This window comes from Haemophilus pittmaniae (assembly GCF_900186995.1).
GTDB lineage: Bacteria > Pseudomonadota > Gammaproteobacteria > Enterobacterales > Pasteurellaceae > Haemophilus_D > Haemophilus_D pittmaniae.
Map to the genome: position 1 here is coordinate 1070225 of NZ_LT906463.1, position 21274 is coordinate 1091498.

Genomic DNA, 21274 nt, shown 5'->3' on the forward strand with positions numbered 1-21274 from the left:
TCCGTTTTATGGTGAATTTATAAGAGAAAATTTTATGAGTGAAGTATCAACTCCAGTAGAAAAATCAACATGGGCGAGTAAATTTTCCGCCTTGGGTCCCGGAATTGTGATGGCGTCAGCAGCCGTTGGCGGTTCACATATTATTGCCTCTACTCAGGCCGGTGCAATTTACGGTTGGGAGTTAGTGAGCATTGTTATTCTTGCGAATTTATTCAAATATCCTTTCTTCCGCTTTGGTGTTCAATATACCTTAGATACAGGTAATACTTTATTGGAAGGCTATCGTCAAAAGGGAAAATTCTATCTTTGGTTATTCCTTGCCTTAAACGTTTTTGCGACGGTGATTAATACTGCTGCAGTAGGATTATTAACGGCAGCAATTTTAACCTTTATTATTCCAATTCCATTGCCAATGCCAGTATTAAGTTCCCTAGTGATTCTTGTTACAACTGGCATTTTATTATTAGGAAAATATCGTTTATTAGATAGCTTATCGAAAATTATTATGATTGCTTTGACTATCACTACGGTAAGTGCAGTAGTTATTGCATTTATGCGTAATGGTATTCATGGAGTTGCCCCCGCAGACTTTGTTGCACCTTCACCATGGGAATTAAGTAAGTTGGCATTTTTAGTGGCATTAATGGGATGGATGCCGGCGCCAATCGAAATCTCGGCAATTAACTCTATGTGGGTGGTTGCGAAGCGTCGTTTGACGAAAGTGTCTTATCAAGATGGCTTATTTGACTTTAATGTTGGTTACATCGGTACCGCAATTTTAGCAGTGGTGTTCTTGGCTCTTGGCGCGTTAGTACAGTATGGTTCACCGGAAACGGTAGAGATGGTTGGCGGGAAATATATCGCACAACTTATCAATATGTATGCAAGTACCATTGGTGAGTGGTCTCGCTTATTGATCGCAGTGATTGCTTTCATGTGTATGTTTGGTACAACGATTACCGTGATTGATGGCTATTCCCGCACTAACGTTGAATCTTTGCGTATTCTGCTCGGAAAACAAGAAAGTTCGGTGAGAATTCTCAATGTTGGAATGATTTTTGCGGCATTATCAGGTTTAGCAATTATTTTCTACTTTAATAACGCCGTTGGTCCAATGCTAAAATTTGCGATGATCGCTTCATTTGTTTCAGCGCCAATTTTTGCATGGTTAAATTTATCGCTTACTAAGCATGCTAAACATAGTGTAAAAGGTGGACTATTGTGGTTGTCCTTAATCGGATTATTCTATTTGACGGCATTTGCAGCATTGTTTATTGCACAACAAGCCGGTTGGTTAAGTTAAAATAATTTTTGAATAATTACCGCATTTTTTAGTGCGGTAATTTTTTTTATCGATAGAATACCATGCTCTCTATTCTCAATAGTACAAATGACTCGCTTGAAATATAAAAATAATCAATCTGTTCTCGTAGTAATTTATGCTGAAAACACTCACCGTGTTCTCATGCTTCAACGCGAAGATGATCCGACATTTTGGCAATCCGTAACCGGGACAATAGAGATTGATGAAACTTTGAGAGAAACTGCCATAAGGGAGGTTTGGGAAGAAGCCGGGTTAAAAATAGCTGAAGATGCTGTTACTTTGTGGGATTGCAATGAAGTTGTGGAATTTGAAATTTTTCCTCATTTCCGCTATAAATACGCCCCGCATATCACCCATTGCCATGAACATTGGTTTTTATTGGCGGTGGAAGATGAGTTTAAGCCGATATTAAGCGAACATTTAGCGTATCAATGGGTTTCCCCTGAACAAGCAGTTCAAATGACGAAATCTCCGAATAATGCAGCTGCGATCAAGAAATATCTGATGAGTAGCGCACCTCTTTAGGCAAGAGGAAGAATCATTTATTAACGTTTTTAAATAAGAAGGAAAACAATATGGCAGGCCATAGTAAGTGGGCAAATATTAAACATCGTAAAGCCGCACAGGATGCACAACGCGGTAAAATTTTTACCAAATTAATTCGTGAATTGGTGACTGCAGCAAAAATTGGCGGTGGTGATGTGGGTTCAAATCCGCGTTTACGTGCTGCGGTAGACAAAGCGTTATCAAGTAATATGACGCGTGATACTATTAATCGTGCAATTGAACGTGGTGTGGGTGGTGGTGATGATACCAATATGGAAACCCGTGTTTATGAAGGTTATGGCCCAGGCGGTACCGCAGTAATGGTTGAATGTTTAAGTGATAATGCTAACCGTACAATTTCTCAAGTACGTCCTAGTTTTACCAAATGTGGTGGAAACTTAGGAACCGAGGGCTCTGTGGGTTATTTATTTAGTAAAAAGGGTTTGATCTTAATTGCTGAAGCGGATGAGGATGGTTTAACCGAAGCTGCAATTGAAGCTGGTGCAGACGATATTCAACCACAAGATGATGGTTCGTTTGAAATTTATACAGCTTGGGAGGAACTTGGCAACGTTCGTGATGCCATAGAGAAGGCTGGTTTCAAAATTCAAGAAGCCGAAGTCACAATGATTCCTTCCACAACCGTGGATTTAGACTTGGAAACCGCACCTAAACTACTTCGTCTAATTGATATGTTAGAGGATTGTGATGATGTACAAAATGTTTATCACAATGGTGAAATTAGTGATGAGGTTGCGGCGCAACTTTAATTAGGAGCAAATATGAAATATTTAAAAGTGTTATCCATTGCTACATTAGTTACTTTAGCTGCAGCATGTTCACAAAATGATAAACCTAAACAGATGGAGAAGAAACCTTCAACTTCATTGGTTAAAAATGCGGTCTATAATTGTGGCGGTAAAACTTTAACGGTGAATTATACCTTTGAAGGTAAAACCCCAATTTCAGCCACAGCATATTTGGATAATCAACGTATTGCTCGTGAAATGCCTTTTGATGATAGTTACAAATCCTTACCAACCTTCAAGTTGGACAATCACCGTTTGACTTTGGATGATGGATTTGGTCCGGAAACGGCTACGACTACTGATGTGGTGACATTAACCGAGGCTACTAAAGCTAGCGATAAAATATTAGCAAAAAATTGTATGATTAACGCTGAAGCTACAGCTAAAGCTAATCAATAGTAGAACATAATAAAGAAAACGGATAGATAGATTTCTATCCGTTTCTTTATGGATGATATTTATGAGTATTATTTTAGGTATTGATCCTGGTTCCAGAGTCACAGGATATGGGGTTATTCGGCAAAATGGTCGACAGTTGGAGTACCTAGGCAGTGGATCCATTCGTACACAGGTCGAGGATTTGCCTGGCCGTTTAAAACGCATTTATGCTGGAGTTACTGAGATCATTACACAATTTCAGCCTGATATGTTTGCTATTGAGCAGGTGTTTATGGCAAAAAATGCCGATTCAGCTTTAAAACTTGGACAAGCCCGTGGCACAGCCATTGTTGCCGCAGTCAATCAGGATTTACCGGTGTTTGAATATGCTGCCCGGCTAGTTAAGCAAACAGTCGTGGGGATAGGGTCTGCCGATAAAATACAAGTTCAGGATATGGTGACACGAATTTTAAGGCTTTCCGATAAACCTCAGGCGGATGCGGCAGACGCATTAGCCATTGCGATTACCCATGCTCATACAATGCAGCATTCCCTCCATGTTGTAAGCTCAACAAAAATAACTGAACCCCATGAAAAAATGACCGCATTGTTAAAAACAAGGTATAGTCGAGGGCGATTCCGTTTAAAAATTTAACTGGATTTATATCCAGTTTTATTTTATCCTAAGCGAAATTTTCTCATCGAGGATTTTATGATTGGTCGTTTACAAGGGGTCTTGCTGGAAAAGCAGCCACCTGAAATTTTGCTTGATGTGCATGGTGTTGGTTACGAATTATTATTACCAATGACTAGTTTTTATGATTTACCAGAAATAGGAAAAGAAACCACCTTATTTACTCATCTTGTTGTTCGTGAAGATGCCCATCTTCTCTTTGGTTTTGCTCAAAAAAACGATCGTACTTTATTTCGTGAACTCATCAAAACTAATGGTGTTGGCCCCAAATTGGCATTGGCGATTTTATCAGCTATGTCAGTAGAACAGTTTGCTTACGCTATTGAGCGAGAGGAACTTTCTAAACTGGTAAAAATTCCCGGTGTTGGGAAAAAAACGGCTGAGCGCTTGTTAGTAGAATTAAAAGGGAAATTTAAAGACATCCGACAAAATGATTTCTTTGTCGAAAGCACTCATATCCCTTCAGTTTCAGAATTACGCCAATCAGAAAGTGCAGCTGATGAAGCTGTTGCTGCGTTAGTTGCGTTAGGTTATAAAACAACGGATGCAGAAAAGATGGTGAAAAAGGTCATGAAAGCTGATTTAACCAGTGAGCAGTTAATTCGTGAAGCCTTAAAAGCTGCACTATAAAAATTAAAGAAATATGATCGAAGCAGATAGAATTATTAGTAGCCAGGCAAAGATTGATGAAGATGTTATTGATCGAGCCATTCGACCAAAGCTTTTAGCTGACTATGTGGGGCAGCCTCAGGTGCGTGAGCAGATGGATATTTTCATCAAGGCTGCTAAATTACGACAAGATGCCTTGGATCATCTTTTGATCTTTGGCCCTCCAGGATTAGGAAAAACCACCTTAGCCAATATTGTTGCCAATGAAATGGGCGTGAATATTCGTACGACATCAGGCCCTGTACTTGAGAAAGCAGGTGACCTAGCGGCAATGCTCACCAACCTTGAGCCACATGATGTTCTTTTTATTGATGAAATTCATCGTCTTTCTCCTGCAATTGAGGAAGTGCTTTATCCTGCAATGGAAGATTATCAACTGGATATTATGATTGGTGAGGGGCCGGCAGCCCGTTCAATTAAGTTAGATTTGCCTCCCTTTACTCTAGTTGGTGCGACAACTAGAGCAGGTTCTTTGACTTCTCCATTGCGAGACCGTTTTGGTATTGTTCAGCGTTTGGAATTTTATTCTGTTGAAGATTTAACTTCTATTGTGGCAAGGAGCGCATCTTGTTTAAGTCTTGAGTTAGAAGATAAGGCAGCTTTTGAAGTGGCGCGTCGTTCACGCGGAACCCCTCGTATTGCAAATCGTTTATTACGTCGAGTGCGAGATTTTGCTGATGTGCGAAATGATGGCATCATTTCCGTGGATATTGCCAAACAAGCACTTTCAATGTTGGATGTAGATGATGCGGGATTTGATTATTTAGACAGAAAATTATTAACGGCTGTAATTGAACGTTTCGATGGCGGTCCTGTGGGATTAGATAATTTGGCTGCTGCAATAGGTGAAGAACGAGATACTATTGAAGATGTGTTAGAGCCTTATTTAATCCAACAAGGATTCCTGCAACGCACACCACGTGGGCGAATTGCAACATCATTAACTTACCGGCATTTTGGATTAGAAAAGTAGTTATTCTTGTAATAAAAAAAGCGCTTATTGAGATCAATAAGCGCTTTTTTACTGAGAACCTAGTTTATTTCTTCAGAAGAGTAGGCTTTCATACTATTTAGTTTGGCTAAGCCGACATCACAGCTTTTTTGTTGAGTAGCTAATTCCATTGCAAGGATTTGTTGTTTACTTTGATTAAGTTTGTTCTTGATTTTACCGACTTGGGTATGTGTGCCGGGTTGTTTTTCGGCCTGAGCAATTAAGTTTTCTGCTTCTTTAAATAACTTTTCACATTGTTGTGGGATTTCTACTTTTGAGCCTACTGAGGGGGCTGCGATAGAAAGTGAGGCAAAAGAGCCTAATATCGCTGCTAATATAAGGGATAATTTTTTCATTATGAATCCTTTAGGACTGTCTCCAAAAATAAACTGTCTGGAAAATAACAAAAATCAGCTTGTCTGTCCAGTATTTCGGTTCTACTTAATGCCTTTGTTTCTAGGGGGATTGTGTCGAAGGAGTAAGTGAAATTATAAAATTGATGTATATCAAATTTAACATTCTTAAGCAATTAGAGGTATTTAATGGGATATATCAAATTTTGTGATCGATATAACGCTTTTAGCTATTTTTTATCCCTATGTTTAGTAGTAGAATGCGCGAAATTTAGATTGTTTTCACGGCAATTAACTTGTTGGTAGATACTATCATATAGGTGTTTTGTCGTTGTTTGCTTGATGAATTTGTTAAGTTTGGGGTGATTACGGATATTTTTTCGATAATCATGAGTGATAAACTTGTAGTTTTATACAAGGAGTTGCGAGATGTTAGACGTTGTTGAACTCTCACGCTTGCAGTTTGCATTAACTGCGTTATATCACTTTATCTTCGTACCGCTAACATTAGGACTGAGTTTTGTTTTAGTCATAATGGAATCCATTTATGTGATTACCGGTAAAGAAGTATATAAGGATATGACAAAATTTTGGGGTAAGTTATTTGGTATTAACTTTGCCCTAGGGGTTACCACAGGTATCATCATGGAGTTCCAATTTGGTACTAACTGGTCTTACTATTCCCATTATGTTGGTGATATCTTTGGTGCACCTTTAGCTATCGAAGCATTGTTGGCATTCTTCCTCGAATCAACATTTGTTGGTTTATTCTTTTTTGGTTGGGAACGATTAACTAAATGGAAACATTTATTAGCCACGTTCTGTGTTGCTTTTGGTTCAAATCTTTCCGCAATGTGGATTTTAGTTGCCAATGGCTGGATGCAAAATCCAATGGGGTCAGAATTTAATTTTGAAACAGTACGGATGGAAATGAGTAGTTTCTTTGACCTTTGGTTAAATCCTGTTGCTCAAACAAAATTCTTACATACTGTAACTGCAGGTTATGTTACGGGAGCATTTTTTGTTTTAGCTATTAGCTCCTATTATCTTTTGAAAGGCCGTGATGTTGGGTTTGCAAAACGTTCTTTCTCTGTTGCTGCTACCTTTGGTTTTATTGCTGCAGTTTCCGTTTTAGCTGTTGGTGATGAATCTGGTTATGATATTGGTAAAGCTCAACCGGTGAAATTAGCCGCAATGGAAGGAGAGTTTGATACTCATCCTGCGCCAGCACCGTTCCATCCAATTGCGATTCCGAATACCAATGAAATGAAAAATGATTTTGCTATTGAGGTACCTTATTTAGGTGGTTTGATTGCAACTCGTTCTTTAGATACTGAAATTATCGGTCTGAAAGACATTCAGGCGAAAAATGAAGGTCGTGTTCGTAACGGTATGGTCGCTTATGATTTATTCACGCAATTAAAAGCAGAGAAGAAATCAGAAGGGCAAGTAAACCTAGAAACTAAAGCAAAATTTGATGAGGTGAAAGGGGACTTAGGTTTTGGTTTATTATTAAAACGCTATACCGATAAAGTAGTGGATGCGACCGAAGAGCAAATTAAACAAGCAGCGCGTGATACGATTCCTAATGTCGGTCCTAACTTCTGGGCATTCCGGGGAATGTTAGCTGCGGGGGGCTTAATTTTATTGCTTATGTTAGGTGCTTTCGTACAAAATTTAAGAGGCAAGGTTACTGCTTCCCCTGCATTGCTAAGAACTCTATTATGGAGTCTACCATTACCTTGGTTAGCCATTGAATTTGGTTGGTTCTTAGCTGAATACGGGCGTCAACCCTGGGCTATTTATGAGGTATTGCCGGTTGGTGTAGCTGCGTCTAACTTAGCTGTAAGCGATCTACTATTTTCAATTGGTTTAATCTGTGTTCTTTATTTGTTCTTCATTATCGTTGAAATGTACCTAATGTTTAAATTCGCCCGTTTAGGTCCAAGTGCATTGAAAACAGGTAAATACTATTTTGAACAGTCATCAAAATAAGCGGGAGATTAATTATGATTGATTATGAATTTCTAAGATTTATTTGGTGGGTACTGGTAGTTGTATTGCTTATTGGTTTCTCTGTAACCGATGGATTTGATATGGGAGTTACCTCTCTTTTACCTTTTGCCGGTAAGAAAGAGGTAGAAAAACGTATCATGATTAATACTATCGCGCCTCACTGGGATGGAAATCAGGTATGGTTATTAACAGCAGGTGGCGCAGTATTTGCAGCTTGGCCAATTGTGTATTCTGTAGCATTTTCTGGTTTTTATATTGCGCTATTTTTAGTTTTAGCTGCCTTATTCTTTAGACCAATCGGTTTTGAGTATCGTGCTAAAATTGATAATCCAACATGGCGTGCCATTTGGGACTGGGGGCTATTTGCCGGTGGTGCAGTACCAGCATTGGTTTTCGGTGTGGCATTTGGTAATTTACTGCAAGGTGTACCTTTTGAATTCAATGAGATTGGCCAAGTTACTTATACTGGGTCATTCTTTGCGTTACTTAATCCATTTGCGTTACTTTGCGGAGTATTAAGTTTAACAATGTTAGTTACTCATGGTGCTAACTGGTTGCAAATGAAAACAACAGCAGCTTTAAGAGATAGAGTTAGCTCAATAAGCCAAATCGGAGCGGGGGTAACTATCATTACTTTCGTTTTAGCTGGCGCGTGGCTTTATTTTAAAGATGGATATGTTGTGAATAGTGCAATTGACCACTTCGCAGCATCATCTCCGGTGGGTAAAAATGTATCGGTAGAAACTGCAGCGTGGTTTAAGAATTTTGCAGAAATGCCAATTCTTTGGATATTCCCTGTATTAGCTGTAATTTCTGCATTGTTTAATGTAGTTACTTCAAAAGCTAATCGTTGTGGATTTGCATTTTTCTTCTCATCATTAACAATGGCTGGAATTATTATTACAGCGGCTGTGTCTATGTTCCCGTTTGTGATGCCTTCTAGCAGTAAACCGGGAGAAAGCTTATTGATGTGGGATGCAACCTCAAGTGAATTAACATTGACTATAATGTTTTTCTTGGCGCTGATTTTTGTGGTTATTTCGTTGGCTTACACAATTTGGTCATACTATAAAATGTTTGGTCGTATCGATGAAAGCTTTATTGAAGAGCATAAACATACGGCTTATTAAGGAGATTTTATATGTTATATGTACTTTGGGTTATTGGTGTGCTTTTAGCTGTAGTGATAAGTGCAAAGCTAACAATCAAGAAAGAATATAATGGGAATTTTGATCACTAATATGATTAATTCACTTTATCAACTTGTAAATAAGGGTTCGTTTAGAACCCTTTCATTTCTTCTAGCACTAGGGCTTACTATTGCTTTTTTCTTAAATATTCACGGATTTTCTACCACCCTAAGAACAGCTTCTCCTATAGTGGTATTGAGTATTATATGGGGGATTGTGACCTCTTGGATTCATGGGATAGGGTTTGATATTCGCACATCTTTATTGAAATTGATCTTATCCCCACTAATAGGATATATAACTGGCTGCTTCGCTGTGATTTCTCATTTTCTTAGATGAAATATTATTTTTATTGATGGCTTGCATCTGCTAAACACAGGTTCTAGAATAGCCGACTTCTATTGCCATGATTTAGGAAATACAGTGAGTACTCAACAAACTATCCCAATTAGGATTTATTATGAGGATACTGATGCCGGTGGTGTTGTGTATCATGCACGTTACTTACATTTTTTTGAGAGAGCGAGAACTGAGTATTTAAGAAGTATAGGTTTTACTCAACAGGTACTGTTGCGGGAACAACAAATTGCTTTTGTAGTCAAATCGCTGGTTATTGATTATAAATTTCCTGCAAAATTAGATGATTGGCTTTTCGTTGAAACGGAAATTGTTGCAATTAAAGGAGCAACAATTTTGTTTAAGCAATATTTGAAACGGGATACAGACGTTTTATCTATGGCTGATGTAAAGGTTGCTTGTGTTGACCTTAATAAAATGAAACCTGTCGCAATTCCTGAAGAATTAAAAGCGGCATTTTTAAAGTAAATAACTTTTCGGAGTATGCAATGACTGCAGAATTGAACTTTTTAGATCTTTTTCTAAAAGCAAGTATTGTTGTTCAACTTGTAATTGTGATCTTGATTTCGTTCTCAATTATTTCTTGGGCAATCATCATTCAACGTAGCCGTATTTTGACGAGTGCGTTAAAAGAAGCGAATACTTTTGAAGATCGTTTCTGGTCTGGTGAAGATTTAAATAAACTCTATGATGGTTTATCTAATCGTCGTGAAGTATTAACAGGTAGCGAACAAATTTTCTTTGTCGGCTTTAAAGAATTCTCTCGCTTAAAACAAGTGAACGCAGATGCGCCAGAAGCAATCATTAAAGGTACGACTCGTGCGATGAACCTTGCAATGAATCGTGAAGTAGAAGCGCTTGAAAGTCGTGTGCCTTTCTTAGCAACAGTGGCTTCTGTAAGTCCATATATCGGTTTATTTGGTACCGTTTGGGGTATCATGCACGCATTTATGGCATTAAGTGGTGCGAAACAAGCGACATTACAAATGGTTGCACCAGGTATCGCAGAAGCCTTGATCGCAACAGCAATCGGTTTGTTTGCGGCGATTCCAGCTGTAATGGCGTATAACCGTTTAAGCTTACGTGTCAATGCGATTGAACAAAATTATGGTAACTTCATTGATGAATTCACCACAATTTTACATCGTCAAGCTTTTGGTAAAGCGCCCCATTAAAAATAGATGAAAAAATTGACCGCGCTTCATAAATCAAACAAAAAGTGCGGTGGATTTTAGCGAAGTTTTAGAGGAAATTATGGCTCGTCGTCAGCGTAAAGACATTAAATCTGAAATTAACATCGTGCCATTTCTCGATGTTCTTTTAGTTTTAGTGTTAATTTTTATGGCAACCGCGCCGATTATCAGTCAGAGTGTTCAAGTGGAACTCCCTGATTCGGTGCAAAGTCAAAATGTATCAAATGAAGATAAAACACCGGTTATTTTAGAGGTAGCAGGTATTGGGCAGTATTCGATTTCTATTGGTGGTCAACGCCAAGAAGGTCTTAACGAAGAAATGGTAACCCAGTTATCAAAACAAGAATTTGATAAAGATAATAACACAATGTTCTTAGTGGGCGGAGCAAAAGATGTACCTTATGAAGAAGTGATTAAAGCACTGAATTTACTACATCTTGCCGGCATTAAGTCTGTGGGTTTAATGACCAACCCGATTTAAGAATAAGTAGGTAAAACCGTGCAGAATAATCGACGAAAAAAACGTGCAAATGAGTTTGTCATCTCTATTGCGATGCACCTTGCATTGTTTGGTTTGTTGATTTGGAGCTCTCTTTATCAAACCGTTGAAATAATGGGTGGTGGAGAAGGTGAAGGTGATGCCATGGGAGCTGTGATGGTCGATACCGGCAGCGCAGCGCAGGAATGGGGACGTATTCAACAACAGAAAAAAGGTCAAACTGATAAACAGAAAAAACCAGAACCTGTAGTCGAAGAGAAAAAACCAGAACCTGAACCTGAACCAAATCAGCAAGAAATTGCGAAACAAGAAGAGATTAAGCGTCAGCAGGAAATTCAACGTCAAAAAGAACTTGAAAAACAAAAGCAGCAAGAAATTGAAAAGCAAAAACAGCAACAAGAACTTGCTCGTCAAGAGGCGTTAGAAAAGCAGAAACAAGCTGAAGAAGCGAAAGCAAAACAAGCTGCAGAGGCAGCGAAGTTGAAAGCTGAAGCTGAGGCAAAACGTTTAGCGGCGGCCGCTAAACAGGCTGAAGAAGAGGCAAAAGCAAAGGCACAAGCTGAAGCTCAAAAAGCGAAAGAAAAAGCAGAAGCAGATGCTAAAGCCAAAGCTGAGGCGAAAGCGAAAGCAGAAGCTGAAGCAAAAGCGAAGGCAAAAGCGGAAGCAGACGCCAAAGCGAAAGCTGAAGCGGAGGCTAAGGCGAAAGCTGAGGCCGATGCAAAAGCTAAAGCAGAGGCTGAAGCAAAAGCGAAGGCAGAAGCAAAAGCTAAAGCGGATGCAGAAGCGAAAGCGAAGGCTGATGCAAAAGCTAAAGCTGATGCAGCAAAACGTAAAGCGGATCAAGCAGCTTTAGATGACTTCATGAACGGTGGCGACATCGGTGGTGGTAGCGCATCTAAAGGTGGCAATGCGAATAAAGGTGGTACACAAGGTAGTGGTGCTGGACTTGGAGCCGGGGACGGTGGCAAGGTCGGTGACCAATATGCAGGTGTTATTAAACGTGAAATCCAACGCCGTTTCTTAAAAGACCCAAGCTTTGCCGGTAAAGTTTGTAGCATTAAAATCCAGTTAGGTCGAGATGGTACTATTTTAGGCTATCAACGCGTTTCTGGACCTGATGATATTTGTACTGCAGCATTAAGTGCGGTAGCTAGAACGAAAAAAGTTCCAGCAGCACCATCTGATGCTATTTATGAAAAATATAAAGCGCCGACTATCGATTTTGATATCAATGCTCGATAATCGGTTTTAGAAAAGTAACAACGTTAAAATAAGGTGATTAAATGAAATTGATCAAACGTGTTATGGGGCTATTTGTGATCATGTTTGCATTTGTAAGCACAGCAATGGCAGAAGATGAAGTTCGAATTGTGATTGATGAAGGTGTTGATGGCGCTCGTCCTATCGCAGTTGTTCCTTTCGCAGGTTCTGCACCTGAAAATATTGGTCAAATTGTTGCGGATGATTTACGTAATAGTGGTAAATTTAATCCAATTCCAGTAAGCCAAATGCCACAACAACCAACTACGGCAGCAGAAGTGAAACCAGAAGCTTGGACAGCTTTAGGTATTGATGCTGTTGTGGTAGGTCAAGTGACATCAACTGGTAGCGGTTATAATATTTCTTACCAATTGGTTGATACCGTAGGTGCATCAGGTACACCTGGTGCGGTGCTTGCACAAAATAGCTATACAGTGACAAATAAATGGTTACGCTATGGTGCACATACCGTGAGTGATGAAGTATTTGAAAAATTAACCGGTATTCGTGGTGCATTCAGAACGCGTATTGCTTACGTGGTGCAAAAAAATGGCGGCTCACAACCTTATGAAGTTCGTGTAGCAGATTATGATGGCTACAACCAATTTATTGTAAATCGTAGCTCACAACCAATTATGTCTCCAGCTTGGTCTCCAGATGGTAAACGTTTAGCGTATGTATCTTTTGAGAACAAAAAATCACAACTTGTTGTACAAGACTTAGGTTCAGGTTCTCGTAAAGTAGTTGCTTCTTTCCCTGGACATAACGGTGCACCAGCATTCTCTCCAGATGGTTCTAAACTCGCATTTGCTTCTTCACAAGATGGTTTATTAAACATCTATGTAATGGGATCAAATGGTGGTAGTCCAGTTCAGTTAACTCGCGGTGCGGGTAATAATACAGAACCATCATGGTCTCCAGATGGTAGCTCAATCCTCTTTACTTCGGATAGAAGTGGATCACCACAAGTTTATCGCATGAGTGCGAATGGTGGTGGCGCCTCACCAGTAGGTGGGCGTGGTAGTGCGCAAATTAGTGGTGATGGTAAAACCCTTGTAATGATCAATGGTAACAATAACGTAGTTAAACAAGATCTTACAACGGGTAGTTCAGAAGTGTTAAGTACATCGTTTTTAGGTGAAAGCCCGAGTATTTCGCCTAACGGCATTATGATTATTTACAGCTCTACCCAAGGTTTGGGAAAGGTGCTACAATTAGTTTCTGCTGACGGTCGTTTTAAAGCGAGCCTTCCAGGAAGTAATGGCCAAGTTAAATTTCCGGCTTGGTCTCCATACTTGACTAAATAAAAACTCATTGAGGAGAAATCTAATGAACAAATTTGTTAAATCATTATTGGTTGCAGGTTCAGTTGCTGCATTAGCTGCATGTAGTTCATCTAATAATGATGCTGCCGCTAATGGTGCTAATGGCCAAACTTTTGGTGGTTATTCTGTTGAAGATCTTCAACAACGTTATAACACAGTATATTTCGGTTTCGATAAATACAATGTTGAAGGTGAGTATGTGCAAATCTTAGATGCTCATGCAGCATACTTAAATGCAACTCCAGCAGCGAAAGTTCTTGTTGAAGGTAATACCGATGAACGTGGTACACCTGAGTACAATATCGCTTTGGGTCAACGTCGTGCTGATGCTGTTAAAGGTTATTTAGCAGGAAAAGGTGTAGAAGGAAGCAAAGTTTCAACCGTATCTTATGGTGAAGAGAAACCTGCAGTATTAGGTCACGATGAAGCTGCATATTCTAAAAACCGTCGTGCGGTGTTAGCTTACTAATTAAAATATAGCTAAGTAATAGAAGCAGAGTGCGCAATGCCTCTGCTTTTTTATTTTATATACTTAATTGATGACAATTCGTGCAGTTAGTTAAATTTATTCAAATATTTCTTGCGTCAACTTCGAAAATCCGTAATATACGCACCTGTTACGAAATTGAGGGTCGTTAGCTCAGTCGGTAGAGCAGCGGACTTTTAATCCGTTGGTCGAAGGTTCGAATCCTTCACGACCCACCACTCAATTTTAGCGCCTTGATGGGTCGTTAGCTCAGTCGGTAGAGCAGCGGACTTTTAATCCGTTGGTCGAAGGTTCGAATCCTTCACGACCCACCATCAGTAGTACAAGTTTTCTCCCATGGGTCGTTAGCTCAGTCGGTAGAGCAGCGGACTTTTAATCCGTTGGTCGAAGGTTCGAATCCTTCACGACCCACCATTCATTAAATTTTCCAGTTGGGTTGTTAGCTCAGTTGGTAGAGCAGCGGACTCTTAATCCGTCGGTCGAGAGTTCGAGCCTCTCACAACCCACCAACTATCATTTCTTAATAATAATTTAAAATTGTTGACTTATTTCTATGGTTACTATGTTAGAATAACCACAGATTGAAGTCGGAAATTCAAATGTTTAAATGTTTAAGAATATACGTATTGTTTTAGTTGAAACATCTCACAGCGGAAATATAGGTTCTGCTGCTCGAGCTATGAAAACAATGGGACTTAACGAACTGTATCTTGTTTCCCCAAAATGTATAGATGAGCAGTCGATAGCGTTAGCAGCTGGAGCCGATGATATTGTTATCAATGCCCATGTGGTAGATAATTTAGAATTAGCAATAGCTGATAGTACTCTGGTTGTAGGAACTAGTGCTCGTTTGCGACATTTACAAAACACCTTACTCGATCCTCGACAATGCGCTGAAAAGTCATTAGAACACCAAGGAAAAGTTGCCATTGTATTTGGCCGAGAGAGGATAGGGTTAACTAACGATGAGCTTTTGCGATGTCATTATCATCTTAATATCCCAGCTAACCCAGATTATTCCTCCTTAAATTTAGCTATGGCTGTTCAATTAGTCTGCTATGAATTACGTATGAGAGGTTTGGAATTACAATCTATACGACCTATTTCAACGATAGAACATGCCCATCCGACGGTACAAGAAATGGAGTATTTCTTTTCTCGTACAGAAGATTTATATAAGCGCATTGGTTTTGTGCAAAACCAAGCAGTTATTCGGAAAATTCGTCGTTTATATCAGCGTGTAAATATCGAAAAGAATGAATTAAATATCTTACTTGGTATGTTAAAAGCCGTAGAAAACAAATTAAAAGATTAAAGCTTATAGTTGACTGTGTTGGTAGGATATGCAACTATTCACGGGGCAAAAATAGAAGGATAATTTATGAAACTAACATCAAAAGGCCGCTACGCAGTGACAGCAATACTTGATATTGCATTAAATTCCAATAGTGGTCCAGTGAGTTTAGCTGATATATCTGAGCGGCAAAGTATTTCACTTTCTTATCTCGAACAGCTATTTGCAAAATTACGCCGTGATGGGTTAGTTAAAAGTGTAAGAGGCCCGGGTGGTGGTTATCGCCTAGGATTGCCTCCGAGTGAAATTTCTGTTGCGATGATTATTTCTGCTGTGAATGAAAATGTGAACGTAACCCGTTGCTATGGCAATAGTAACTGTAAAGGTGGTGACGAATGCTTAACTCATTCGTTATGGGAGGGGTTGAGTATGCGTATTGAGAATTTTTTAAGTGAAATAACTTTAGCTGAATTAGTTGAACAACGTACAAATAAGATCAAATCTCATCAGGATTTTGAAAATTTAGTTGTACTGAACTAGTGGTTCTGGATCTGAAATCAATAAATAAAGACAACTAAATAACTACGTATTGATGAGATCTATTAAGAATTTTAATAGGAGTGAAAATGAAATTACCAATTTATTTGGATTATGCAGCTACTTGTCCTGTGGATGAACGAGTAGCCAAAAAGATGATGGAATATTTAACCATAGATGGGGTATTTGGCAACCCTGCATCGCGTTCCCATAAATTTGGATGGCAGGCTGAAGAGGCTGTAGATGTAGCTCGTAATCAAATTGCCGATTTAATTGGTGCGGATTCACGGGAGATTGTTTTTACTTCAGGTGCAACAGAATCTGACAATTTAGCAATTAAAGGTGCCGCTCACTTTTATCAAACTAAAGGTAAACACATTATTACCTGTAAAACAGAACATAAAGCAGTATTAGATACTTGTCGTCAATTGGAGCGTGAAGGATTTGAGGTGACTTATTTAGAGCCTCAAGAGGATGGTTTAATTGATTTAGAAAAGCTTAAAGCAACATTGCGTCCGGATACTATTTTAGTTTCGATTATGCATGTTAATAACGAAATTGGTGTCATTCAGGATATCCAAGAAATAGGGGAACTCTGTCGTGCCAATAAAACGGTCTTTCATGTGGATGCAACACAGAGTGTTGGTAAGTTACCGATTAATCTTGAGGTGTTACCAGTTGATTTGATGTCTATGTCTAGCCATAAATTGTATGGGCCGAAGGGAATTGGTGCGCTTTATGTGCGACGTAAACCACGAATTCGTTTAGAAGCGATTATTCATGGTGGCGGGCATGAACGGGGTATGCGTTCAGGTACGTTGCCCGTACATCAAATTGTCGGTATGGGTGAAGCTTACCGTATTGCGAAAGAGGAAATGGCAACAGAAATTCCTCGTTTAACAAAATTACGTGATCGTCTTTATAACGGTTTAAAAGAAATAGAAGAAACCTATGTTAATGGTTCAATGGAGCACCGGGTTGGAACTAATTTAAATATTAGTTTTAATTATGTGGAAGGTGAGAGTTTGATGATGGCATTGCGCGATATTGCCGTATCGTCCGGTTCAGCTTGTACTTCAGCTAGTTTGGAGCCATCCTATGTGTTACGTGCATTAGGCCGTAATGATGAATTGGCTCATAGCTCAATTCGTTTCACATTAGGACGTTATACAACGGAAGAAGAGATTGACTATACCATCGAGCTGGTAAAAGGCGCTGTTGATAAATTACGTGCACTTTCCCCACTTTGGGATATGTTCAAAGAAGGCATTGACCTGAATACAATTGAATGGTCGGCCCATTAGTTTTTATTTAGGAAAGGAAAGAAAAATGGCATATAGCGAAAAAGTGATTGATCACTATGAGAATCCCCGCAACGTTGGTGCGATGGATAAAAAAGATTCCAATGTTGGCACGGGTATGGTAGGGGCACCTGCTTGTGGTGATGTAATGCAATTACAAATTAAAGTAAATGACAGCGGCATCATTGAGGATGCAAAATTCAAAACCTATGGTTGTGGATCAGCTATTGCATCCAGCTCGTTAATTACCGAGTGGGTAAAAGGCAAATCGTTAGATGAGGCTGGTGCGATTAAGAATAGTCAGATTGCAGAAGAGCTTGAATTACCTCCGGTAAAAGTCCACTGCTCAATCTTAGCTGAGGATGCAATCAAAGCCGCTATTGCTGATTATAAAAATAAACAAGGGAAATAATTCAAGTGCGGTCAAAAAGACCGCATTTTATTATGGATAAGTGCCAGGCTCGACATTAATCACCAGGCTAGTTTAGGCTTAGTGTTCTTGATTGGCGGAATTTTATAAGGTTCAGAATATGTCTATAACACTCACTGAAAAAGCAGCAGAACGCGTACGTACTTTTCTTGAAAATCGAGGTAAAGGTATTGGTTTACGCTTAGGGGTTAAAACCTCTGGTTGTTCTGGTTTAGGTTATGTGCTTGAGTTTGTTGATGTGCTAAATGATGACGATTTAGTGTTTGAACAACACGGCGTGAAGGTGGTCGTGGATCCTAAAAGTTTGGTTTATTTAGACGGGATAGAGCTGGATTATGTGAAAGAAGGCTTAAATGAAGGTTTTAAATATAACAACCCAAATGTGAAAGAATCCTGTGGATGTGGTGAAAGTTTTCATGTTTAAGGAATAAAAATGACAAATCCTTTTGCTATTTTTGATTTGCCAGTAACTTTTAATATTGATTTAGGTTTATTATCAAGTCGTTATTTGGAGCTTCAAAAAAGCCTACACCCGGATAATTTTGTTACGGCTGATTCTGCAACCCAACGTCAAGCCATGCAAAAAGCATTAGAAATTAATGATGCGTTAAAAGTATTGCGTGATCCGGTGCAACGAGCTGAAGCTATCATTGCAATTGAAACTGGTAATGCGGTTGATCCAGAGCAAAGGAGTACGCAAGATGTTGCATTTTTAATGCAGCAATTAGAATGGCGTGAAGAATTGGAAGATATTGAACAAAAAGCAGATGATGCAACATTGAACCGTTTTGCCCAACGAATCAAACAAGCACGCTTACAGCTCCTCAATACCTTAAATGATGCGCTAACTGACAGAAATTGGCATTTAGCAACCCAATCTTGCGATAAACTTCGTTTTATTGAAAAACTCAATAGTGAAATTGAGCGAGTTGAAGAACATCTATTCGAACTTTAAAAATACGGTGCTATGCTGGGAATATGAGTAAAAGGCATAGAGCACCGTATTTTTTACGTTAAAAATTTATTATGCAGACTCTAGAACAACTCACAGATACATCTTCATCGGTTTGGCCGGTGATATCTCAATGGCTTAATAATTCCCGTAACGATTGTCGAGTGTTAAAAAAAGATGCCTCCTCAGCAGAACGTGAACTTTTTTCAATGCAGATGCCTACCTCCTCGCCTTTAGGTGCGGTTATTTATGAGACCGGAGGTATTCTCATTCATCATGGTTGGCTACGTATTTTAGGTTCAGGTAGCTTTGCTCTCCCGCGAGGTTTAATGGACTGGAATTTTAGTAAGTCCTTCCATCAAACTGGGGATAAACCACAATACTTGCTGATTGCAGATGATGCTGTGGGCGGTTATTTTGCTTTAAACGGCGGTTCTCTCGGTAATAATTTAGGAAAGGTTTATTATTTTTCGACTAAAGATAATCGCTGGCATGATCTGAATTTCAGTTATAGTGAATTTTTAGCCTGGGCACTTAACGGTGATCTTGACGCTTTTTATCAAGGTCTGTTTTGGCCAACGTGGCAGGCGGATGTTAAACAATTGGACGGTAATTCGGTTTTTGTTTTTTTGCCTGATTTAGCCGAAGATAAGGAAACTCCAATCGCTCAGCGAGAAAAGCGCGAAGTGGCTATCGAAACCCATTACAGCGGCGTTTTTGCCGAAAAAGATAAATTTGCTCAGGCTTATAGCGTGGCATAAAAATAACGGAATACGAATATGGCATTATTACAAATTGCAGAACCAGGGCAAACTGAGGCTCCCCACCAACATCGTTTGGCCATAGGGATTGATTTAGGAACGACCAACTCTTTAGTAGCAGCTGTGCGTAGTGGACAAGCGACGATTTTAAATGATGAGCAGGAGCGAAGTCTTATACCATCAGTGGTTTATTATGGTAAAAATGTAAAGAATGTAGGCAGAGAAGCTCTTGCGCAAGCAGCAACGGATCCGCAGAACACTATTATTTCCGTGAAACGCTTAATTGGCCGTAGTTTGGCGGATGTCGAGTCAAGATACACTAATCTACCTTATGAGTTTGTAGCAAGTGAAAATGGCCTACCGTTATTGGTGACTCATCAAGGTCAAAAAAGCCCGATTGAAGTCTCAGCAGATATTTTATTTCGCTTAAATCATATTGCAGAACAGCGTCTTGCCGGAGATATTTCCGGTGTTGTGATTACTGTGCCTGCCTATTTTGATGATGCACAACGCCAAAGTACCAAAGATGCAGCTCGTCTTGCAGGGCTAAACGTATTACGCTTATTAAATGAACCTACCGCCGCTGCGGTGGCTTATGGTTTAGATAGCGGAAAAGAAGGCGTGATAGCAGTTTATGACCTCGGTGGTGGTACTTTTGATATTTCGATTTTACGTCTATCCAAGGGCGTCTTTGAAGTATTGGCAACTGGCGGCGATACCGCATTAGGTGGTGATGATTTTGATCATTTAATTGCCGACTGGATTGCTGACCAAGCTGGTATTCAACCACAAAATGCCAACGAACAACGCGAACTTTTGACTTTAGCTACTCAAACTAAAATAGCCTTAACGGATGCGCCTAGTGTCTCAGTCTCTTGGCGTGGATTCGAAGGACTACTACACCGTGAACAATTTAATGATTTAATTCATTCATTGGTTAAACGTTCATTATTGACCTGTCGTCGTGCTTTGAAGGATGCCAATGTTGCAGCTGATGAAGTCCAAGAGGTCGTGATGGTTGGCGGCTCAACTCGAGTTCCTTATGTACGTGAGCAAGTAGGCGAGTTCTTTGGACAAACTCCATTAACTTCGATTGACCCAGATAAAGTTGTGGCACTGGGGGCGGCGATTCAAGCGGATATTTTGGTGGGCAATAAAAATGACAGCGATATGCTTTTGCTTGATGTTGTACCACTTTCCCTAGGGATTGAAACCATGGGCGGTTTAGTTGAGAAAATTATTCCGCGCAATACCACGATACCAACTGCGCGGGCGCAGGAGTTCACTACTTTTAAAGATGGACAAACCGCAATGAGCGTGCATGTTGTGCAAGGTGAACGGGAATTGGTTGAAGATTGTCGCTCTCTAGGCCGTTTTACTCTGCATGGCATTCCGCCAATGGTTGCAGGGGCAGCCCATATTCGGGTGACTTATCAAGTGGATGCAGACGGTTTATTAAGTGTAACTGCGATGGAAAAATCCACTAAGGTGCAGGCATCAATTCAAATTAAGCCGTCTTACGGATTAACCGATGAAGAAGTGACCGCAATGATTAAGTCCTCTCAGGACAACGCACACAATGATATGCAGGCGCGAGAATTAGCCGAACAACGGGTAGAAGCAGATCGGGTTATTGATAGCGTCATTAATGCATTACGGGAAGATGGTGCTAACTTATTGAGTGAAGCGGAATTCCATCAAATTGAGGCCGTATTACAACAGTTGATAACCCTTAAGCAGGGTGATTCCCGAGATGCTATCGCACAAGGTATTAAAGCCCTTGATGCAGCGACCCAAACCTTTGCTGCACGCCGCATGAATAAATCGATTCAACAGGCGTTAGCCGGTAAAGCGGTCAGTGATATTGAAAACTGTTAAGTGATTTATTGTTATTTTGTTATTTAGAGG

General features: G+C 39.7%; 25 protein-coding genes and 4 tRNA genes. 28 read left to right on the plus strand and 1 reads right to left on the minus strand.

The window, feature by feature from the left end; all coding sequences use genetic code 11:
* Window positions 1-34 precede the first annotated feature (34 nt).
* From CKV74_RS05290 to ruvB, 7 genes are all read left to right on the plus strand, one after another.
* Entirely contained in the window at window positions 35-1303 is a 1269-nt protein-coding gene (locus CKV74_RS05290; RefSeq protein WP_007243071.1) for an NRAMP family divalent metal transporter, read from the plus strand.
* Window positions 1304-1390: 87 nt separating this feature from the next.
* The gene (gene nudB, locus CKV74_RS05295; protein ID WP_095176837.1) at window positions 1391-1849 is read left to right on the plus strand and encodes a dihydroneopterin triphosphate diphosphatase; all 459 of its coding nucleotides are present in this window, start codon (window positions 1391-1393) and stop codon (window positions 1847-1849) included.
* A 50-nt stretch (window positions 1850-1899) separates the two neighbouring features.
* The gene (locus CKV74_RS05300; RefSeq protein ID WP_007242929.1) at window positions 1900-2640 is read left to right on the plus strand and encodes a YebC/PmpR family DNA-binding transcriptional regulator; all 741 of its coding nucleotides are present in this window, start codon (window positions 1900-1902) and stop codon (window positions 2638-2640) included.
* Between the two features lie 12 nt (window positions 2641-2652).
* Window positions 2653-3078, plus strand: coding sequence for an ACP-like domain-containing protein (locus CKV74_RS05305; protein WP_007243012.1), 426 nt, complete (start codon window positions 2653-2655; stop codon window positions 3076-3078).
* Window positions 3079-3139: 61 nt separating this feature from the next.
* The gene (gene ruvC, locus CKV74_RS05310; RefSeq protein WP_007242968.1) at window positions 3140-3712 is read left to right on the plus strand and encodes a crossover junction endodeoxyribonuclease RuvC; all 573 of its coding nucleotides are present in this window, start codon (window positions 3140-3142) and stop codon (window positions 3710-3712) included.
* A 57-nt stretch (window positions 3713-3769) separates the two neighbouring features.
* The gene (gene ruvA / locus CKV74_RS05315; RefSeq protein ID WP_095176838.1) at window positions 3770-4381 is read left to right on the plus strand and encodes a Holliday junction branch migration protein RuvA; all 612 of its coding nucleotides are present in this window, start codon (window positions 3770-3772) and stop codon (window positions 4379-4381) included.
* Window positions 4382-4394: 13 nt separating this feature from the next.
* Window positions 4395-5393: a Holliday junction branch migration DNA helicase RuvB gene (gene ruvB, locus CKV74_RS05320; RefSeq protein ID WP_095176839.1), complete on the plus strand. Its 999-nt coding sequence runs from the start codon at window positions 4395-4397 to the stop codon at window positions 5391-5393.
* Between the two features lie 59 nt (window positions 5394-5452).
* On the opposite strand, the gene CKV74_RS05325 is transcribed toward ruvB, so the two are convergent.
* Entirely contained in the window at window positions 5453-5767 is a 315-nt protein-coding gene (locus tag CKV74_RS05325) for a DUF5339 domain-containing protein (protein WP_007243043.1), read from the minus strand.
* A 426-nt stretch (window positions 5768-6193) separates the two neighbouring features.
* Between CKV74_RS05325 and CKV74_RS05330 the strand changes: the two genes are divergently transcribed.
* The 21 genes from CKV74_RS05330 (at window position 6194) to hscA (ending at window position 21244) form a co-directional block, all read left to right on the plus strand.
* Entirely contained in the window at window positions 6194-7759 is a 1566-nt protein-coding gene (locus CKV74_RS05330) for a cytochrome ubiquinol oxidase subunit I (RefSeq protein ID WP_007243003.1), read from the plus strand.
* Window positions 7760-7773: 14 nt separating this feature from the next.
* Window positions 7774-8910, plus strand: a complete 1137-nt coding sequence (gene cydB / locus CKV74_RS05335; protein WP_095176840.1) for a cytochrome d ubiquinol oxidase subunit II — start codon at window positions 7774-7776, stop codon at window positions 8908-8910.
* Window positions 8911-9021: 111 nt separating this feature from the next.
* Window positions 9022-9309, plus strand: coding sequence for a cyd operon YbgE family protein (locus tag CKV74_RS05340; protein WP_094188657.1), 288 nt, complete (start codon window positions 9022-9024; stop codon window positions 9307-9309).
* Window positions 9310-9393: 84 nt separating this feature from the next.
* Window positions 9394-9795: a tol-pal system-associated acyl-CoA thioesterase gene (gene ybgC / locus CKV74_RS05345; RefSeq protein WP_007243032.1), complete on the plus strand. Its 402-nt coding sequence runs from the start codon at window positions 9394-9396 to the stop codon at window positions 9793-9795.
* Window positions 9796-9815: 20 nt separating this feature from the next.
* Entirely contained in the window at window positions 9816-10502 is a 687-nt protein-coding gene (tolQ, locus tag CKV74_RS05350; protein WP_005696675.1) for a protein TolQ, read from the plus strand.
* Between the two features lie 79 nt (window positions 10503-10581).
* Window positions 10582-11001 carry a colicin uptake protein TolR gene (tolR, locus tag CKV74_RS05355; RefSeq protein WP_014064913.1) on the plus strand — a complete coding sequence of 140 codons (420 nt, stop codon included), beginning with the start codon at window positions 10582-10584 and terminating at the stop codon, window positions 10999-11001.
* Between the two features lie 18 nt (window positions 11002-11019).
* A complete protein-coding gene (gene tolA, locus CKV74_RS05360) occupies window positions 11020-12261 on the plus strand; it encodes a cell envelope integrity protein TolA (protein WP_039847869.1) in 1242 nt (413 codons plus the stop codon).
* A 41-nt stretch (window positions 12262-12302) separates the two neighbouring features.
* Window positions 12303-13586 carry a Tol-Pal system beta propeller repeat protein TolB gene (gene tolB / locus CKV74_RS05365; RefSeq protein WP_007242881.1) on the plus strand — a complete coding sequence of 428 codons (1284 nt, stop codon included), beginning with the start codon at window positions 12303-12305 and terminating at the stop codon, window positions 13584-13586.
* 22 nt (window positions 13587-13608) lie between these two features.
* Complete coding sequence (gene pal, locus CKV74_RS05370) at window positions 13609-14073, plus strand: peptidoglycan-associated lipoprotein Pal (RefSeq protein WP_007242853.1); 465 nt, start codon at window positions 13609-13611, stop codon at window positions 14071-14073.
* 160 nt (window positions 14074-14233) lie between these two features.
* Window positions 14234-14309 (plus strand) — tRNA-Lys (locus CKV74_RS05375).
* Window positions 14310-14329: 20 nt separating this feature from the next.
* A tRNA-Lys gene (locus tag CKV74_RS05380) sits at window positions 14330-14405 on the plus strand.
* 24 nt (window positions 14406-14429) lie between these two features.
* A tRNA-Lys gene (locus tag CKV74_RS05385) sits at window positions 14430-14505 on the plus strand.
* 19 nt (window positions 14506-14524) lie between these two features.
* Window positions 14525-14600, plus strand: a tRNA-Lys gene (locus CKV74_RS05390).
* Window positions 14601-14698: 98 nt separating this feature from the next.
* Window positions 14699-15406, plus strand: coding sequence for a tRNA (cytosine(32)/uridine(32)-2'-O)-methyltransferase TrmJ (trmJ, locus tag CKV74_RS05395; RefSeq protein WP_007243069.1), 708 nt, complete (start codon window positions 14699-14701; stop codon window positions 15404-15406).
* Window positions 15407-15472: 66 nt separating this feature from the next.
* A complete protein-coding gene (iscR, locus tag CKV74_RS05400; RefSeq protein WP_007242980.1) occupies window positions 15473-15925 on the plus strand; it encodes a Fe-S cluster assembly transcriptional regulator IscR in 453 nt (150 codons plus the stop codon).
* An 86-nt stretch (window positions 15926-16011) separates the two neighbouring features.
* Window positions 16012-17226, plus strand: a complete 1215-nt coding sequence (locus tag CKV74_RS05405) for an IscS subfamily cysteine desulfurase (RefSeq protein WP_007242908.1) — start codon at window positions 16012-16014, stop codon at window positions 17224-17226.
* 25 nt (window positions 17227-17251) lie between these two features.
* Complete coding sequence (gene iscU, locus CKV74_RS05410) at window positions 17252-17635, plus strand: Fe-S cluster assembly scaffold IscU (RefSeq protein WP_007242894.1); 384 nt, start codon at window positions 17252-17254, stop codon at window positions 17633-17635.
* Between the two features lie 118 nt (window positions 17636-17753).
* On the plus strand, window positions 17754-18077 hold the full coding sequence (iscA, locus tag CKV74_RS05415) for an iron-sulfur cluster assembly protein IscA (protein ID WP_007242827.1): 324 nt from the start codon (window positions 17754-17756) through the stop codon (window positions 18075-18077).
* A 9-nt stretch (window positions 18078-18086) separates the two neighbouring features.
* A complete protein-coding gene (hscB, locus tag CKV74_RS05420; RefSeq protein ID WP_007242939.1) occupies window positions 18087-18608 on the plus strand; it encodes a Fe-S protein assembly co-chaperone HscB in 522 nt (173 codons plus the stop codon).
* Window positions 18609-18679: 71 nt separating this feature from the next.
* Window positions 18680-19366, plus strand: coding sequence for a DUF2625 domain-containing protein (locus CKV74_RS05425; protein ID WP_095176841.1), 687 nt, complete (start codon window positions 18680-18682; stop codon window positions 19364-19366).
* A gap of 18 nt (window positions 19367-19384) precedes the next feature.
* Window positions 19385-21244: a Fe-S protein assembly chaperone HscA gene (hscA, locus tag CKV74_RS05430; protein WP_007243080.1), complete on the plus strand. Its 1860-nt coding sequence runs from the start codon at window positions 19385-19387 to the stop codon at window positions 21242-21244.
* Window positions 21245-21274 lie beyond the last annotated feature (30 nt).

Coding starts and splice junctions, on each gene's coding strand:
- hscB (WP_007242939.1), top strand. CDS start 18,087: ATGACAAATCCTTTTGCTATTTTTGATTTGCCAGTAACTTTTAATATT.
- nudB (WP_095176837.1), top strand. CDS start 1,391: ATGACTCGCTTGAAATATAAAAATAATCAATCTGTTCTCGTAGTAATT.
- CKV74_RS05325 (WP_007243043.1), bottom strand. CDS start 5,767: ATGAAAAAATTATCCCTTATATTAGCAGCGATATTAGGCTCTTTTGCC.
- trmJ (WP_007243069.1), top strand. CDS start 14,699: ATGTTTAAGAATATACGTATTGTTTTAGTTGAAACATCTCACAGCGGA.
- iscA (WP_007242827.1), top strand. CDS start 17,754: ATGTCTATAACACTCACTGAAAAAGCAGCAGAACGCGTACGTACTTTT.
- tolQ (WP_005696675.1), top strand. CDS start 9,816: ATGACTGCAGAATTGAACTTTTTAGATCTTTTTCTAAAAGCAAGTATT.
- tolB (WP_007242881.1), top strand. CDS start 12,303: ATGAAATTGATCAAACGTGTTATGGGGCTATTTGTGATCATGTTTGCA.
- cydB (WP_095176840.1), top strand. CDS start 7,774: ATGATTGATTATGAATTTCTAAGATTTATTTGGTGGGTACTGGTAGTT.
- CKV74_RS05405 (WP_007242908.1), top strand. CDS start 16,012: ATGAAATTACCAATTTATTTGGATTATGCAGCTACTTGTCCTGTGGAT.
- CKV74_RS05305 (WP_007243012.1), top strand. CDS start 2,653: ATGAAATATTTAAAAGTGTTATCCATTGCTACATTAGTTACTTTAGCT.
- tolR (WP_014064913.1), top strand. CDS start 10,582: ATGGCTCGTCGTCAGCGTAAAGACATTAAATCTGAAATTAACATCGTG.
- CKV74_RS05300 (WP_007242929.1), top strand. CDS start 1,900: ATGGCAGGCCATAGTAAGTGGGCAAATATTAAACATCGTAAAGCCGCA.
- CKV74_RS05425 (WP_095176841.1), top strand. CDS start 18,680: ATGCAGACTCTAGAACAACTCACAGATACATCTTCATCGGTTTGGCCG.
- CKV74_RS05330 (WP_007243003.1), top strand. CDS start 6,194: ATGTTAGACGTTGTTGAACTCTCACGCTTGCAGTTTGCATTAACTGCG.
- hscA (WP_007243080.1), top strand. CDS start 19,385: ATGGCATTATTACAAATTGCAGAACCAGGGCAAACTGAGGCTCCCCAC.
- pal (WP_007242853.1), top strand. CDS start 13,609: ATGAACAAATTTGTTAAATCATTATTGGTTGCAGGTTCAGTTGCTGCA.
- CKV74_RS05290 (WP_007243071.1), top strand. CDS start 35: ATGAGTGAAGTATCAACTCCAGTAGAAAAATCAACATGGGCGAGTAAA.
- ruvB (WP_095176839.1), top strand. CDS start 4,395: ATGATCGAAGCAGATAGAATTATTAGTAGCCAGGCAAAGATTGATGAA.
- iscU (WP_007242894.1), top strand. CDS start 17,252: ATGGCATATAGCGAAAAAGTGATTGATCACTATGAGAATCCCCGCAAC.
- iscR (WP_007242980.1), top strand. CDS start 15,473: ATGAAACTAACATCAAAAGGCCGCTACGCAGTGACAGCAATACTTGAT.
- ruvC (WP_007242968.1), top strand. CDS start 3,140: ATGAGTATTATTTTAGGTATTGATCCTGGTTCCAGAGTCACAGGATAT.
- CKV74_RS05340 (WP_094188657.1), top strand. CDS start 9,022: ATGATTAATTCACTTTATCAACTTGTAAATAAGGGTTCGTTTAGAACC.
- ruvA (WP_095176838.1), top strand. CDS start 3,770: ATGATTGGTCGTTTACAAGGGGTCTTGCTGGAAAAGCAGCCACCTGAA.